General features: G+C 63.0%; 10 protein-coding genes and 1 tRNA gene. 7 read left to right on the top strand and 4 right to left on the bottom strand.

Features of this window, described 5'->3' with window-relative positions; all coding sequences use genetic code 11:
• The first annotated feature begins 136 nt into the window (after positions 1 to 136).
• Positions 137 to 3,595, top strand: coding sequence for a transcription-repair coupling factor (mfd, locus tag Q0139_RS02170; RefSeq protein ID WP_298016627.1), 3,459 nt, complete (start codon positions 137 to 139; stop codon positions 3,593 to 3,595).
• A 71-nt stretch (positions 3,596 to 3,666) separates the two neighbouring features.
• Positions 3,667 to 4,626, top strand: a complete 960-nt coding sequence (locus Q0139_RS02165) for a retroviral-like aspartic protease family protein (RefSeq protein ID WP_298016624.1) — start codon at positions 3,667 to 3,669, stop codon at positions 4,624 to 4,626.
• A gap of 8 nt (positions 4,627 to 4,634) precedes the next feature.
• On the opposite strand, the gene Q0139_RS02160 is transcribed toward Q0139_RS02165, so the two are convergent.
• Positions 4,635 to 6,668 (bottom strand): bifunctional diguanylate cyclase/phosphodiesterase, encoded by a 2,034-nt coding sequence (locus tag Q0139_RS02160; RefSeq protein WP_298016621.1) that lies wholly within the window; start codon positions 6,666 to 6,668, stop codon positions 4,635 to 4,637.
• A gap of 113 nt (positions 6,669 to 6,781) precedes the next feature.
• On the opposite strand from Q0139_RS02160, the gene moaA reads away from it, so the two are divergent.
• The 3 genes from moaA to Q0139_RS02145 all read left to right on the top strand — a co-directional run bounded on the left by moaA (position 6,782) and on the right by Q0139_RS02145 (position 8,695).
• Positions 6,782 to 7,792 carry a GTP 3',8-cyclase MoaA gene (gene moaA, locus Q0139_RS02155; protein ID WP_298016760.1) on the top strand — a complete coding sequence of 337 codons (1,011 nt, stop codon included), beginning with the start codon at positions 6,782 to 6,784 and terminating at the stop codon, positions 7,790 to 7,792.
• Positions 7,789 to 8,565, top strand: a complete 777-nt coding sequence (locus Q0139_RS02150) for an NAD kinase (RefSeq protein WP_298016618.1) — start codon at positions 7,789 to 7,791, stop codon at positions 8,563 to 8,565. The genes moaA and Q0139_RS02150 overlap by 4 nt, the downstream gene beginning before the upstream one ends.
• Before the next feature lie 55 nt (positions 8,566 to 8,620).
• Positions 8,621 to 8,695 (top strand) — tRNA-Asn (locus Q0139_RS02145).
• 45 nt (positions 8,696 to 8,740) lie between these two features.
• On the opposite strand, the gene Q0139_RS02140 is transcribed toward Q0139_RS02145, so the two are convergent.
• The 3 genes from Q0139_RS02140 to Q0139_RS02130 all read right to left on the bottom strand — a co-directional run bounded on the left by Q0139_RS02140 (position 8,741) and on the right by Q0139_RS02130 (position 14,127).
• Positions 8,741 to 10,513 carry an adenylate/guanylate cyclase domain-containing protein gene (locus tag Q0139_RS02140; RefSeq protein WP_298016615.1) on the bottom strand — a complete coding sequence of 591 codons (1,773 nt, stop codon included), beginning with the start codon at positions 10,511 to 10,513 and terminating at the stop codon, positions 8,741 to 8,743.
• A gap of 22 nt (positions 10,514 to 10,535) precedes the next feature.
• Positions 10,536 to 13,271, bottom strand: coding sequence for a preprotein translocase subunit SecA (gene secA / locus Q0139_RS02135; RefSeq protein WP_298016612.1), 2,736 nt, complete (start codon positions 13,269 to 13,271; stop codon positions 10,536 to 10,538).
• A 124-nt stretch (positions 13,272 to 13,395) separates the two neighbouring features.
• Entirely contained in the window at positions 13,396 to 14,127 is a 732-nt protein-coding gene (locus tag Q0139_RS02130) for a TonB family protein (protein WP_298016609.1), read from the bottom strand.
• Positions 14,128 to 14,253: 126 nt separating this feature from the next.
• Between Q0139_RS02130 and argJ the strand changes: the two genes are divergently transcribed.
• Both argJ and Q0139_RS02120 read left to right on the top strand, forming a co-directional pair.
• Positions 14,254 to 15,480, top strand: coding sequence for a bifunctional glutamate N-acetyltransferase/amino-acid acetyltransferase ArgJ (gene argJ / locus Q0139_RS02125; protein WP_298016606.1), 1,227 nt, complete (start codon positions 14,254 to 14,256; stop codon positions 15,478 to 15,480).
• Positions 15,477 to 16,235: inositol monophosphatase family protein (locus Q0139_RS02120; protein ID WP_298016604.1), on the top strand; the 759-nt coding region annotated here is incomplete at its 3' end. The genes argJ and Q0139_RS02120, both read left to right, overlap by 4 nt.

Below are 16,235 nucleotides of genomic sequence, written 5' to 3'. Positions count from 1 at the left end.
GTTTAAGCTGGTCCAGCGATGGAAAGCCCCTCCCCTTGATGGGGAGGGGTTGGGGTGGGGTGAGGCACCTTCGGGCGATGGCGCTTGCGGAGATGTCACCCCCACCCAACCCTCCCCCATCTAGGGGGAGGGCATTGTGACCGATCTCTCCCCTCTTCTTTCCGCCGCCGCGCCGATGACGCTGGCGAGCGCGCCGCAGGGCTTCCTGCCGCTGTTGATGAGCGACCTCGCCCGGCTGGCTGCCGGAAGAGGTGCGCGCGCAGTCTATGTCGCGTCCGATGACAATGCGATGCGTGCGCTCGCCGATGCCGCGCGCTGGTTCGCGCCCGACATCGATATCGTTGCCTTTCCGGCCTGGGACTGCCTCCCCTATGACCGCGCCAGCCCCAGCCTACGCATCATGGCCGAACGGCTCGCCGCGCTCCATGCCCTCGGCACGGAGCCGGAACGGCCGCAACTGCTGGTCACCACGGTCAATGCCGCAACCCAGCGCACGCTTACGCCCTTCAGGCTGCGCCAACTCGCCGCCACGCTTGCGCCCGGCGAACGGATCGAATTCGACAAGCTGATCATGCTGCTGCAGGGTCAGGGCTATGTCCGCACCAACACCGTCGCCGATGCGGGCGAATTTGCGGTGCGAGGCAGCATCATCGACCTTTTCCCTTCGGGCGAAGAAGAAGGTCTCCGCCTCGATTTCTTCGGTGACGAGATCGAAACAGTGCGGCGGTTCGATCCGACCGATCAGCGCACGACCGGCAATGTCGAGCGATTCGATCTGCTCCCGGCGTCCGAAGCGCTACTCGAGGAAGACACGATCCGCCGTTTCCGGACCGGCTATCGCGAGTTGTTCGGCGCCACGGCAACCGGCGACCCGCTTTATCAGGCGATCAGCGAAGGCCGCCGCTTGGCAGGCATGGAACACTGGCTGCCTTTGTTCGAGGAACGGCTCGACACGCTGTTCGATCATCTCGGCGACGACGCCGTCACCGTGCGCGACCATGGCACGCCCGCGGCTGCGGAAGCGCGGTTCGGCGCGATCGAGGACTATTTCGGCAATCGCAAGGCGGCGCTTGGCGGCGATCCTGGAAGTTATCGCCCGATCGATCCCGAAACGCTCTACCTCCCGGCCGATGACTGGGCGACGCGGATCGAACGGCGCCCTCTCCACATCGCCAGCCCCTTTCGCGAGCCTGACAACGACCACGTCGTCGATTTCGGCGCTCAGGCGGCGCGAGACTTCGCGCCCGAGCGCAAGGGCGACGCCAATGTCTATCGCGCCATTGCCGATCACGTCGCCGAACTCCGCCAATCGGGCAAGAAGGTCGTCCTGGGCAGCTATTCCGAAGGCGCGCGCAACCGCTTTTCGGGACTGATGGCCGAGCACGGCCTGCAGGTGGAGCACAGCGCCGACAGCTGGTCCGACGCGCAATCGCACGATCTCAGCCACGCCATCGTTCCACTCGATCACGGTTTCACCGCCGGGGACATCGCCGTCCTCACCGAACAGGACATGCTCGGCGATCGCCTGCGGCGCCGGACGCGCCGAAAAAAGGATGCCGACGCCTTCCTCAACGAACTGGCGACGCTCTCGCCCGGCGATTTCGTCGTTCACACCGAGCACGGTATCGGCCGCTATGAGGGACTGATTTCAATTCCCGTCGGCGATGCACCGCACGATTGCGTCGCGCTCGAATATGCGGGCGGCGACAAGCTCTACGTTCCTGTCGAAAATCTCGATGTGCTGTCACGCTATGGCGCGTCGGAAGGTATGGTGTCGCTCGACAGGCTGGGCGGCGAAGGCTGGCAACGGCGCAAGGCGAAGATGAAGGATCGCATCCACGAGATTGCGGGCGAACTCATCGCCACCGCCGCCAAGCGTGCGCTGCGCGAAGCCGAGAGCGCACTCCCCGACTCCGACTACGCCCAGTTCGTCGACCGCTTCCCCTATGCCGAAACCGACGATCAGGAACGCGCGATCGGCGATGTCGTTGCCGATCTCGGCAAGGGCAAGCCGATGGACCGGTTGGTGTGCGGCGATGTGGGCTTCGGCAAGACCGAGGTCGCGTTGCGTGCCGCCTATGTCGCGGCGATGAGCGGGATGCAGGTCGCCATCGTGTGTCCGACCACCCTGCTCGCGCGCCAGCAGTACACCAATGTCACCGAGCGCTTCGCGGGCTTCCCGGTCGAGATCGGCCGCCTGTCGCGCCTCGTACCTGCCGCCGAGGCCAAGGCGACGCGCGAAGGACTCGCCAGCGGCAATGTCGATATCGTCATCGGCACACATGCGATCCTTGCCAAGTCGGTCGACTTCAAGCGGCTCGGCCTCGTGATTGTCGACGAGGAGCAGCATTTCGGCGTCACCCACAAGGAGCGTCTCAAGGCGCTCAAGGCGGACGTGCATGTGCTGACGCTGACCGCCACGCCGATCCCGCGCACGCTGCAAATGGCGATGAGCGGACTGCGCGAACTCTCCGTCATCCAGACGCCGCCGATCGACCGGCTCGCGGTGCGCACCTACGTCATGCCCTGGGACCCGGTCGTGCTGCGCGAGGCGCTGCTGCGCGAACATTATCGCGGCGGCCAGAGCTTCTTCGTCGCGCCGCGCATTGCCGACCTGCCCGAGATCGAGGAGTTCCTGCGTGAACACGTTCCCGAGATCAGCTTCGTCATCGCCCATGGCCAGATGCCGCCGACGCAGGTCGAAGAGCGGATGAGCGCCTTTTACGACAGAAAATACGATGTGCTGCTGTCAACGACGATCGTCGAGAGCGGACTCGATATTCCGTCGGCCAACACGCTGATCATCCACCGCGCCGACATGTTCGGTCTCGCCCAGCTCTACCAGTTGCGCGGACGCGTCGGGCGCTCCAAGGAACGCGCCTATGCCTATATGACGACGCCGGCCAACCGCGTGGTGACTGAGGCGGCGCAGAAGCGCCTGTCCGTCCTCTCCGATCTCGAAACACTGGGCGCGGGCTTTCAGCTCGCGAGCCACGATCTCGATCAGCGCGGCGCCGGCAATCTGCTCGGCGATGAACAGTCGGGCCATATCAAGGAGGTCGGTTTCGAGCTCTATCAGTCCATGCTCGAGGACGCGATCGTCGCCGCCAAGGCGGGGGATGCGGGGATTGAGGCAAGCAGTCGCGACCTGTCGCCGCAGATTTCGGTCGATGCGCCGATCCTGATCCCCGAAGACTATGTCCCCGATCTCGACCTCCGCATGGCTCTTTACCGCCGCATGAATGGCCTTGAGGATCGTCAGGAGGTCGAGGCGTTCGCCGCCGAGCTGATCGACCGGTTCGGCAAGTTGCCGCTGCCGACCGAGAACCTGCTTCGCGTGATCGAGGCGAAACTCAACGCCAAAAAAGCGAATGTGGCGAAGATCGATGCCGGCCCGCGCGGTGCGCTCGTGACATTCTTCCAGGATCGCGTTCCCGATCCCGCCGGTCTGATCGCCTATGTCGAGCGAATAGGAAAAACCGCGCGCCTGCGGCCAGATCACAAGCTGGTCATCACGCGAAACTGGGGCGATCCACAGGCGCGGTTGAACGGCATTTTGCAGCTTTCCAAAGGCCTTTCGAAGGCCGCAGGCTGACCTTGGTCGAAAATTCTCCCGCAAAAGGCCGAATGATGTAAACTCCCGGGCACCATTGCTGGAGAGGCACAATGGACATCGGATGGATCATCGGAACGATTGCGTCGCTCACCATGTCGGGCGGCGTGCCGGAGCAGGCGCGGGACGAAGCCGCGCAGGATCAGTCTGAATCCCATTCGCTCGACTATGATCGATTGCATGACGATCGCATGACCGTACCCGTCAGTATCGGCGGTATCGGCGCTTATCGCTTCATCATCGATACCGGGTCGGAGCGGACGGTCATATCGCGCGAGCTGGCCGAAATGCTTTTTCTGGACGCGAGCGACGATGTCGTCCTTTCGACCGTCCTGGACGTGCAGCGTGTGCCGACGGTTCTGATTCCCGAAATGGGCTTTGGCGAACGTACAATGGAGGGCGTTCAGGCGCCCGCGCTCGAGAGGCGCAATATCGGCGCTGCGGGCATGCTGGGGATCGATGCGCTGGAAGACCATCAGGTCGTGCTCGATTTCGATCGTCGCGAAATGACGCTGACGCCCTCGCGCTTTCGTGACCGGAATCCCTCCGGCCAGAATATCATCATCGTTCGCGCCCGAACGCGTCTCGGTCGTCTTGTTCTCGCCGATGTGCAGATCGATGGCACGAACATCACCGCCATCGTCGACACCGGGTCGAGTTTCTCAATCGGCAACTATGCCTTGCGCGACCGCCTGGTTCGTCGCGGCAGGATGGAAGCGGATCAGCGCGTAAACGTTACAGCGGTGACCGGGACTTCGATGGACGTGGAATATACGATAGCCGAGCGCGTTCGGATCGGGCGCGTTGTTCTCAACGCATTGCCGATCGCCTTCGCCGATTCCGAACTTTTCCACCAACTGGAACTGGACGACCGTCCGGCAATGCTCTTGGGCATGAACGCGTTGCGCGCCTTTGATCGCGTATCCATCGACTTCGGTAACCGCGCACTCCGCCTCGAGATTCCGTCCCGAAGCGATCCCCGTCGCCGCCAATTTGCGGCAATGGGATTATAGGGTCGAAGCTATTTGCGCCGGTGTGGCTGCGCTGCAATCAGCTCGGCCAGGCGATCCGATGGCAAGGGCGGCGCGCACAGAAAACCCTGATAGATCGTACATCCCTCTCGCGCGAGCGCGGCCAGTTGCTCTTCGGATTCGACGCCTTCCGCGATCACCGTCATACCCAGCGACAATGCCATTTCGATGATCCCGCGCACAACGATGCGGTCCCGGCGCTCCCCCATGATGTCGCGGCTCAGTGCACTATCGATCTTGAGATAGTCGAGAGGGAGGGATTTGAGATAGGCGAGGCTCGAATAGCCCGTGCCGAAATCGTCGATCGCGATCCGGAACCCGGCTTGGCGCAGTTCGGCCAGCTCGGCCGCTGCGCCCGAAAGATCGCGAATCAATTCGCCTTCGGTGATTTCCAGCGTCATTCGGTCCGGCGTGATCCGGCCTTTTCCTACCAGCGATTCGATCGCCGTTAGAAAATCGGGTTGCGCCATGTCATCCGCGGTAATGTTGACTGCGATCCGCAGGCCATCGAGTTCCTCCGGCCATTTCGATGCCTGTTCCAAAGCCTTTGCAAGCACATGCCGCGAAAGATCGGTCACACGATCCGCGCGGTCGGCCGCGGCGAACAGGGCCATCGCGCCCATTTCGCCGAAAACCGGATGCCGCCAGCGCGACAGCGCCTCGACGCCGATGATCGCTCCGGTCGTGACCGAGACCTGAGGCTGGAAGAGGATTTCGATCTCGTCGCCCTCCATCGCCGGCAACAGATCGGCCTCCAGCCGTGTGCTGTCCGACGCGCGATCGACGGCATCGTCGTCCATGACATAGATTGCACCGTTTTCGGCTTCGCGGGCTTCGGCCAGCGCTGTATGGGCACGCCGCAGAATCGCCGCCGCGTTCCCGATCGCCGCATCCGCCCGGCTGACGCCTGCACGCACGCGCACGCGGATGGTCTGTTCGTCGACGATGATGGGTTTCTCAAGGACGCCGACCAATTCGCGCGCTACCGCCGCCGCCTCGTCCAGTTTCGAGGAAGACGCGAGGCCGATCGCGAACTCGGCCCCGGCAATGCGGGCGATGAGCCGGTTCCGGCGGCCTGTTTCGCCGACAAACCTCTCTATCCGCCGCGCTATGGTGCGTAATACCGTGTCGCCGGCGCGCTCCCCGAAGCCCTTGTTGATGAGCTCGAACCGTTCGATGGCCATGACGATCAAGGCGGCACTGTTCTCACCGGCTGCTTCCGAGCCGAGCCAATCCAGCGCGCCGTGGGAATCCGCCAGTCCCGTCAGACCGTCCCGGCGGACGCGATCCCGTGCGACGAACGGGCGATCCGGCCGCTCGATCCGTGCGACGATGTCGTCCCCGTCAGCCGTCAATGTATGGATGAGACGTTCGCGCTTATTTTCCGGCAATGCGTGTGCGAACACAGCCAGTTCAGCCCCGCGGCGCATCTTGGCAACAGCCGCCTGGCCGGCATCGTCCTCATCGCCGATCAATTCCAGGAATTCCCTTAGCGAAAGGGTGTCGCCACTGGGCTGGAGCATTTCAGCCAAATCGGCGGACAGTGTTACGCGATCATCCGGTCCGAGCGTCCATCCAAGCTGTTTCGGCCGATGGCTGCCGATGCGCTCCCGCCCATGACCGCTGAGCCGCGTCACATAGCGATCGGCGAAGCGCAACGCCTGAACCAGTTCAGCATCGCCGAACGGACTGGCGAGAAAATGCGTCGCGCCGACGGACATGCATTCGCCGATCCGATCCGCATCGGTGCGCGAGACGAGGACCAGAAGCGCGGCCAGATTGGCCTCTGCCGGTTGGGAGAGAATTCGTAGCGCTTCGATCCCCTCGTCGAAAGCACCCCGTGCATCGACCAGCGCGATGCGGGCTTCGGACAGCAGAAATCGGTGTTCGAGTTTCTCGATCCGGCGCGCGGAGACAGCGGCCCAGCCTGCCCGTTCGACCAGCAAAGCGAGTTCGTCGCGCTGGCGAAACGAGACGAGGAACAGCGGCGGGCGGCGATGTTGATCTTCGGTTTCGGCCGACATGCTCTCGTCTTCCCAATGAAGCGATCCTCTTAACCAGCGCGCACCGCCCCGCCAATCGGCGCGTGCACAGGCTTGCCGCGCACCGGACGCACCTCTACCGAAGCGTCATGACGATGAACGCACATGCCGGAGATCGCTTGCTGGCGGACCGGTTCGGCCGCCGGATCGAATATCTGCGTCTTTCGGTTACCGATCGCTGCGATCTGCGCTGCCGCTATTGCATGGCGGAGAAGATGCAGTTCGTGCCGCGCCGCGACGTGCTGAGCTTCGAGGAGATCGAGGCGCTTTGCGATCTCTTCATCGCCCGGGGCGTTCGCAAGATCCGTCTGACCGGGGGCGAGCCATTGGTGCGCTCCGGCGTTCCCGATCTCGCCAAGAGACTGGGCCGGCGCCTGGACGATGGCCTCGACGAATTGACGATGACGACCAATGCCACCCGCCTCGCCGATTCCGCCCGCGAACTGAAAGATGCGGGGATAGAGCGGATCAATGTCAGTCTGGATACGCGCGATCCCGATTGCTTCCGCTACATTACCCGATGGGGCGATATCGACCGGACCCTGCGCGGTATCGAAGCGGGAAAGCGCGCCGGACTGGCGATCAAGATCAACATGGTCGCGCTCAAGGGCTTGAACGACGACGAGATCGTTCCGATGATGCGATGGTGCGCGGAACAGGGCCATGACCTCACATTGATCGAAACCATGCCGCTCGGGCATATCGACGAGGATCGGACCGACCGCTACCTTCCCCTGGACGGCGTGCGCGAAAGACTGGAGCGCGATTTCACGCTTCTTCCCATGGCCGAGCGCACCGGCGGTCCGGCCCGCTATTGGCAGGTCGCCGAACTCGGATTGAAGCTCGGCATGATCACGCCGCTCACGAACAATTTCTGTGCAGGCTGCAATCGTGTCCGGCTGACCGCGACCGGCAGGATCTATATGTGCCTTGGCCATGACGATCATCTCGACCTCAAATCCGCGCTGCGGGAGGGCGGTGTCGATGCCGCGAGCGTCCTTCTGAACAAGGCGATGTTCCAGAAGCCCGAAGCCCATGATTTCAGGATCGCTCCCGGTGCGGGCGAGCCTGCTGTCGAACGCCATATGAGTGTCACGGGCGGATGATTGCCGACGAGAATTACGCGCTGCTGGCCTCGCCGGCAGAAGCCGCGCAGGAGGCCGAGGCGGAGCTGCGCGAAAAATACAGTTTCGTGCCGTTGGAGGAAGCCGATCGCGTCATCGCGCTTGGCGGCGACGGCTTCATGCTGCAGACGCTGCATCACATGCTCGAGGTCAACCGGATCTGCCCGGTGTTCGGCATGAACCGCGGCACTGTCGGCTTCCTCATGAACGAATGGCGCCCGGACGGGCTACGCGAGCGGCTGAACCGGGCGAAGAGCTTCGACGTGACGCCGATCCGCATGGATGCAACGACCGTCGAGGGCGAGGTTATTTCGAGCCCTGCGATCAACGAAGTCTCGCTGCTGCGCGAAACGCGGCAGACGGCAAAGCTCGAAGTGTCGGCGGGCGGCAATGTCGTTATCGAGGAACTGTTTTGCGACGGCGTCCTCGTTGCCACACCCGCGGGATCGACGGCCTATAATCTGTCGGCAAATGGGCCGATCCTGCCGCTCGATTCGCAAATGCTTGCGCTGACACCGATCAGTCCGTTCCGGCCTAGGCGGTGGGGCGGTGCGATTCTGCCCGATCAGACCCGCATCGGTTTTCGCGTGCTGGAACCGGTCAAAAGGCCGGTCAGTGCGGTGGCCGACCAGCGCGAAGTGCGCGACGTTGCGACGGTCGAAGTGTGTCTCGATACCTCGCTCACCCTGACGCTGATGTTCGATCCGGAGCACGCCCTCGACGAGCGGATCGCGATGGAACAATTCATGGTCTGAGGCGCTTGCGGGGCGGTAAAGCCGTTGCTATAGGCCCGCTTCCGCAAGGCGGCGTTCCCCGGTAGCTCAGTGGTAGAGCAAGCGGCTGTTAACCGCTCGGTCGTCTGTTCGAATCAGACCCGGGGAGCCATCTTCTCCTTGAAAATCCCAATAGATCTAGGCGCCTGAGCGCGATTCAATCGCCCTGTCGGCTCAGCTTGTACATCGCGAGCTGGCCGTAGTTCTTCGCCAGATCGATCCGCCCGACATAGTGGGTGCCGTAGCGCCGCTCATTCTGCAGCGCCAGCATCGCGGCGAAGGCTTCGGTCGTGTAGACTTCCCCCTTGGGCGTGACCGGCTCGATCCGCGCCGTCCGCGTCACTTCGGTGCCGAAGAAGGACATCCGCCCCATCACCCCGTCATGCGCCGTATAGATCGGGCCGTGATGCACGCTGATCCGCATCCCGCATTCGCCCGCGCAATCGCTCAGCTGTTGCGGAATGTCGCTCAGCGCAGCCTGAAGTTCGAGCACAATTTCGGCGGCATCGACAGGATCGCTGACCACGGCGTAAAGCGCATCGCCCCAGCTGTTGCGATACAGGACATTGTGGTCATGGCGATCGAGCACGGTGCCGATCGTCCCCAGGATTTCCGATACGAAGACCGGGAGCACGGGCTCGTCGAGTTTCGAGAAGCCTTCGAAATCGGCGAATATCATGGAATGGGCAACGCGGCTCACGCCCTTCGGCATGGCGATGGACGGCGGCCGCTTGAAATTGCGATCAATCGCGCCCGGATCGATGAGGCGGGTCTCGTTGTCGAGTTCTCTCCAGAGCGCCACATCCTTCGCGGTCCCGGCCGGCTTGATACCGTCTTCGCTCTCGAGGATCGCAAGCTGGATTGCATGGGTGTGCAAGTGCCGTGCGCGCATAAGGGCCAGCCCCATGGCCACGCTCGAACCATAGGTGAACAGCTGCGGATCGCCGATAAAGGTCATGTCGGTCGCGAAGCTCACCGTATGTGCCGCGTCGAGACAGTAGGTGAAGCGCTTGACCCAGCCTGGCCCGCCCGGCTCGACCGATTGCGCGACGAAATCGCCTTGGTCGAAAGGCAGCACGACGTGAAGCTCGCAGCCCCGCTCGATCAATGCTTCGGCCACAAGGATATCCGAGCCGCAAGCGAGCGCGCCATAGCCGGCGGACGGCTCGATATCGTCGAGTTCTGCATCGATACGCTCGCGCAAGACCGCTTCGCTCGCTGTATCCTCCGCGAACATATGGCCGGTGTAAAAGACAACCGGCGCGGGGCGCAGCAACTCAACCAGCGGCGCCACGGCTTCGGCGCGGTCGGGTAGGATGCTGGCAATCAGAATCATCTGGTTACAGGTGGAAGCCTTGGGCCCCACCCCGGCATCGGCACAAGCCGCCGCCTGCTTCATGGTATCGAACGACGCGTCGGCATCGCCGAGCAGCAGATGGGCCTCGGCCTTGGTCGCGGTCGCGTAATAGCCGATCGGATCGACAATTTCCGGATCGTTCAGGATTTCCCGGGCCAGACGATGCGCCTGCTCGGTCTTGCCCGCCAGCATCGCGGTAGTCGCCGCGTTGATCGCCGGGAAGTAGCCGCCCTTGATCGTGTAGACACCGAGATAGGCCTCGCTGGCTTCGGCAAATAGCCGCGGCCGTTCTGCTTCGGCCGCCTGTTCGGCAAGGTCCTTCTTCAGCCGGCCTTCAAGCGAGAGCATGTCGACATCGTCGGCAACGGCCAGCCCGGTTTTCTCATAGAGTTCGAGTGCAAGTTCGGCATCACCCATCCGCGCGAGCGCCAGGACCGCCGCATAATCGAGTCGCCGATCGGTGATTCCTTCGCCGCGCGCCGACATCGCCGCATCATAGGCGGCAAGAAAATCGCCGCGTTGCAGCGCGTCGTTTGCGCGCGTCAGGGCGTCTTCGGGGGACTGCTCACTCAAGGCCTTCCCCCGGGATCACGCCTCAGCCCAACGCACCGTGGCAATGCTTGAACTTGCGTCCGGAGCCGCACGGGCATGGCGCGTTCCGGCTGACCTTACCCTGCCAATCTTCCGGATTGTCGCCCAGTTCGGCCGCGCCGATCGATTGGCGCTTCGGCAATGTGTCGGCCAGCACACCGAGCTGCCCGGCATCGAGATCGTTCGTATCGTCCTCGCCGGTCAGCGGATCGATATGCGTGGTGATGAAATCGGGCAGTTCGGGCAGCGGCGGCGGGGCCTGTGTCTGCTGGAAGCGTGCAAAGGCGAGCGTTCGCGTCACTTCCTCGCGCACGGTCGTCAGCAGCCGCTGGAACATCGCAAAGGCTTCGCGCTTATATTCGTCGATCGGCTTTTTCTGCGCGTAGGAGCGAAGGTGAATGATCGATCGCAGCGAATCGAGCGTCGAGAGATGCTCTTTCCACTGCACATCAAGAACTTGCAGCAAAATGCTCTTTTCGATGGATTTCCAGTCTTTTTCCGGGATGTCCTTCGATTTTTCCGCGACCTGCGCGTTGGCGCGCTCGAGCAGTCGTTCCTCGATGATTTCGGGGCTGATTTCCTCTTCCTGAAGCCAGGCATCGAGATCAGGATTCTGCCCCAATATCTCGTCGACACGCTCCTTGAGCCCCTCGATATCCCATTGCTCGGGGAAGGTGCCGTGCGGACAATGATCGGCGACGATCCCGTTCACCGTTTCCTCGCGCATGTCGATCACGACGTCACCGATATCCTCGGCATCCATGATGTCGCCGCGCTGTTCGTAGATCACCTTCCGCTGATCATTCATGACGTCGTCATATTCGACGACCTGTTTGCGGATGTCGTAGTTGCGCGCTTCGACCTTTTTCTGAGCCGTTTCGATGGCCTTCGCGACCCAGGGGCTGACGATCGCCTCGCCCTCTTCGAGATTGCTGCGGACCATCTTCGCGAACATGGTCTGCGGTCCGAAAATGCGGAGCAGATCGTCGTCGAGCGAGAGGTAGAAACGGGAGAGCCCCGGATCGCCCTGACGGCCCGAACGGCCGCGCAACTGGTTGTCGATGCGGCGGCTTTCATGCCGTTCGGTAGCCAGCACGAAAAGGCCACCTGCCTCGAGAACCTTTTCGCGCTCGGATGCGACCTCGTCCTTGATCTTCTGAACGGCGGCATCGCGCTCGGGCCCTTCGGCCATGTCGGCCAACTCGTCCGCGACGCGAAAGTCGACATTGCCGCCCAGCTGAATGTCCGTGCCGCGGCCCGCCATGTTCGTTGCGATGGTGACGGCACCGAGCCGCCCGGCCTGGGCCACGATCCCGGCCTCGCGTTCGTGATGCCGCGCGTTCAGAACCTCGTGCGCGACTTTCTCCTTTTTCAGGAATTCGGACAGCATCTCCGATTTCTCGATCGAAACCGTGCCGACAAGCACAGGCTGCCCCTTGTCGCGCGCCTCGCGAATCGCGGTTGTGATGGCGCCGAACTTGTCCTGTTCGTTCTTGTAGAACTGATCGACCTCGTCGATCCGTTGCACCGGCACGTTGGTCGGGATCGTCGTCACGTTCATCTTGTAGATGTCGAAAAATTCGGGCGCTTCGGTGAGCGCCGTGCCCGTCATGCCCGACAGCTTCGGATACATGCGGAAATAGTTCTGGAAGGTGATCGACGCGAGCGTCTGGTTCTCCGGCTTGATAGGCACGCCTTCCTTGGCCTCGACCGCCTGGTGCAGGCCGTCGGACCAGCGGCGGCCCTCCATCATGCGCCCGGTAAATTCGTCGATGATCACGACCTCGTCATTCTTGACGAGATAATCCTTGTCGCGCTTCTGCAGGATGTTCGCGCGCAGCGCCTGCTGCAGATGGTGAACGACCTGCGTGTTCTCGAAATCGTAGAGATTCTCACCCTCGAGTAGCCCGGCAGCCTCGAGCATCCGTTCGGCCTTTTCGGTGCCGTCCTCGGTCAGCGTCACCGAACGCTGCTTCTCGTCGAGCTCGTAATCGTCCTCTTCGAACTGCTTCACGACCGCATCGACGCCGATATAGAGCTCGGACTTGTCCTCGGTCGGGCCGGAAATAATGAGCGGCGTGCGCGCTTCGTCGATCAGGATCGAGTCGACCTCGTCGACGATCGCGAAATTGAACGGCCGCTGGACCATCTGCTCGCGCGAATATTTCATATTGTCGCGAAGATAATCGAAGCCGAATTCGTTGTTGGTGCCATAGGTGATATCGGCGGCATAGGCGGCACGCCGGTCGGCCTCGGGCAGGTTCGGCACGATTACGCCGACGTCGAGACCCAGAAATTCGTAAACCTGCCCCATCCATTCCGCGTCGCGCCGGGCGAGATAGTCGTTCACGGTGATGACGTGGACGCCCTTTTCGTCGAGCGCATTCAGATAGACCGCCAGCGTCGCGACGAGCGTCTTGCCCTCGCCGGTCCGCATTTCCGCGATCTCGCCGCGATGCAGGACGATACCGCCGATGATCTGCACATCGAAATGGCGCATCCCGAGCGTGCGAACGGCGGCTTCGCGCACGGTCGCAAAGGCTTCGGGCAGAATGTCGTCGAGCGTCTCGCCTTCGGTCAGCCGGCCCTTCAGTTTCGCGGTCTGATCGCTGAGCGCGTCATCCGACAATGCCTGGATGTCCGGCTCCAGCGCATTGACCTGCGCCACGATCTTGTCGAGTTTCTTCAGATACCGGTCGTTGCTCGATCCGAATATGGCCTTGGCGACACCGCCGAACATGCGCTTTCCTGACGTAATATGGGTGGGGCGGCCCTGCCGTATGCGGCGCGAAAAGCCCCGAAAATCCTAGGCGCGCGATGTAGGTGCGGCGATGGGAATAGTCAATTATCGCGCGGGCGACGGATCAACAGCTATCGCCCTGCGTCGAACACCAGGTCACCGTCGTTCGCCCTTCTGTGCCGAAGCGCTGGCCGGTCCTGTCCACCGGTGCCTGAAACCGCGCCCTTTGCTCGATCTGCGAGCAGATTTGCCGATCGATCGTCCTGCTGCCGCTGGGGGTGCTGGCACGGCACGCGAAAGCCCTGCCGTCGCTGCCGATGCGGAACGCCACGGCAACGCGGCCCGGCGACGTTCTGTCGACCTCGTCGGGCGGCAATTCGCCGGCAACGACCCAGCCGCGCGGCGAATTGACCGGCATCGCCCCGCCATAATCGGTATCGAAGGATACATCCGGCCTTGTGCTGTCGAGCGTCCAGTCGGCGGTGATCCGGTCACGTAGGATTGCGGTAGATTGTGAAACGGGGCCTTGACGGTCCTGGCCCCGTCCACGGCCGCGCCCCCTACCCCGGCCAGGCCTATCGCCCGGGACCTCGCCCAGCGCAATCGGCGCATAGCGCGCATGTTCCTCGACCAGGTCGCACGTCGCATCGCCCAAGCGATCACTCGGCGACATGACGACCTCGCAATCGCGCGCCCGGCCGTCATGGCCGATGTCGAAAACGACTGTCACGCTGCCGCTTTCGCCAGCCGCGACGGCCGCCGCCGGATAGGCGTCCGCGCTCCACCATGTCGACGGATCGCTCATGCGCTGCTGTGCGAACAGGATCGCGGCAAGCGCGGTCGATGTGAGAATCATGTCGTTCCCCCAATCCTTGCCGACCCGTGCACGGACTTTATCGCCATGCGTGGCGCTTGCCAATTGTACGGCCTGGAAGCACCGGCCGTCCCTTGCACTCGCCGGGCGATGGGCTAATCGCACCGCATGGAGCTTGAACCTTCGCCTCTGGCCCGGCCCTTTCCCGACATGCCCGAAATCGGAGGCGCAACGCCGCGCATCGCGCGCGCGCACTACAAGGACTGGGATCGATGCGACCTGACCTATGTCGAACTGGCCGAGGGAACCGCCGTCGCGGGCGTTTTCACGCGCAACGTCTGCTGCTCGTTCGAGGTCGAGCTGGGCCGTGAAAACATCGTGCAGGGACGGGCTCGCGCGCTCATCGTCAACGCGGGCAATTCGAACGCCTTTACCGGCTATCGCGGCCGCGAGGCCGTTGAGGCGATCATGGATCAGGTCGCCGCTCATCTCGGATGCCCACGCGAACAGGTGTTCGTATCCTCGACCGGCGTCATCGGCGTGCCGCTGCCGAAGGGTCGTGCCAGGGCAGGTATCGAGGCCGTTCTGGGCAGCGATCCCTGTTCGTGGGAGGAGGCCGCCCAGACCATCGGCACGACCGACACCTTCGCCAAGGGAGCAACGGCACAGGCGGTCGTGGGCGACAAAACGGTCACGCTCGCGGCGATTATCAAGGGGTCCGGCATGATCGCCCCCGACATGGCGACGATGCTCGGCTATATCTTCACCGATGCGGCGATCGAGCCGGGCTTTCTGCAACAAATGCTATCGGCGGCGAATGAGGAGAGTTTCTCCTGCATTACTGTCGATTCCGACACTTCGACGAGCGACACCGTCCTGGCATTCGCAACCGGACGAGCAGGGAATGCGCCTCTCTCGTCCTTTGACGATCCGGGTGCCGACGCCTTCGCCGCCGCGCTTGGCGAGCTATGCCGCGAACTGGCGCAACTTGTCGTTCGCGACGGCGAAGGCGCCACGAAATTCATCTCCGTCGAAATATCCGGCGCGGTCGACGATGTAAGCGCGCGCCGCATCGGCCTCGCAGTCGCCAACTCGCCGCTCGTGAAAACCGCGATCGCAGGTGAGGACGCCAATTGGGGCCGGGTCGTGATGGCCGTCGGCAAGGCTGGCGAGCCAGCGGATCGCGACCGGCTCTCGATCGGCTTCGGCGGCATCTGGGCCGCGCGCAACGGTCAGCCGCTTGCCGATTATGACGAAGCGCCCGTCGCCGCGCACCTGAAGGGCGAAGAGGTCGCCATTCAGATCGATCTCGGGCTCGGCGAGGGCCGGGCGACCGTCTGGACCTGCGATCTGACGCACGGCTATATCTCGATCAACGCCGATTATCGTTCATGAGCCCGATCCTGAGCGAGCAGGTCGCGATGTTGATGCGCAAGGTGGCGAGCGAGATCATCCTTCCGCGATTTCGCAAGCTTGCCGATCATCAGATCGCCGAAAAGGCGCCGGGAGACATCGTCACGATCGTCGATCGCGAAAGCGAAGCGGTGCTGGCCGAAGGGCTGACGCAGCTGTTGCCGGAAGCTCGCATCGTCGGCGAAGAAGGCGCCGCGGACGATCCACGGCTGCTCGATACGCTGGGAGACGGCATGGTCTGGCTGATCGATCCGCTCGACGGGACGAAGAACTTCAGCGAAGGAATCTCGCCCTTTGCGATCATGATTGCGTTGATAGACGGTGGCGAGGTGCAGGCAGGCTGGATCTTCGACCCGATCCAATCGCGTACCTGCTACGCGGCACGCGACCGCGGCGCCTATATCAACGGCGACCGGATCGTGACGCAGACGAGCCTGCGCAGCCTGCCGAGTGCCGCGATCGGAGTCTATTTCATGGAGGAAGAACAGCGCCGCGACATCGAAATGCGCGCCGATGGAAAACTGCAGATCGCGACCATTCCACGTTGTGCGGGCGAGCAATATCCGCGAATCGCCCTTGGTACGAACGACATCAGCCTGTTTGCGCGGACCATGCCGTACGATCACGCCGCGGGGGCGCTGTTTCTCGAAGAAGCCGGTGGGAAGACGGCCTGGCCGGACGGCCGCGCCTATCGGCCGACGGACCGGGCACCGAACCTGCTCTCGGCCGTCACGCCG

Origin of the sequence: uncultured Parasphingopyxis sp., assembly GCF_937129435.1 — a bacterium.
Taxonomy (GTDB): domain Bacteria; phylum Pseudomonadota; class Alphaproteobacteria; order Sphingomonadales; family Sphingomonadaceae; genus Parasphingopyxis.
This window is presented reverse-complemented; position numbering and strand designations above follow the sequence as displayed.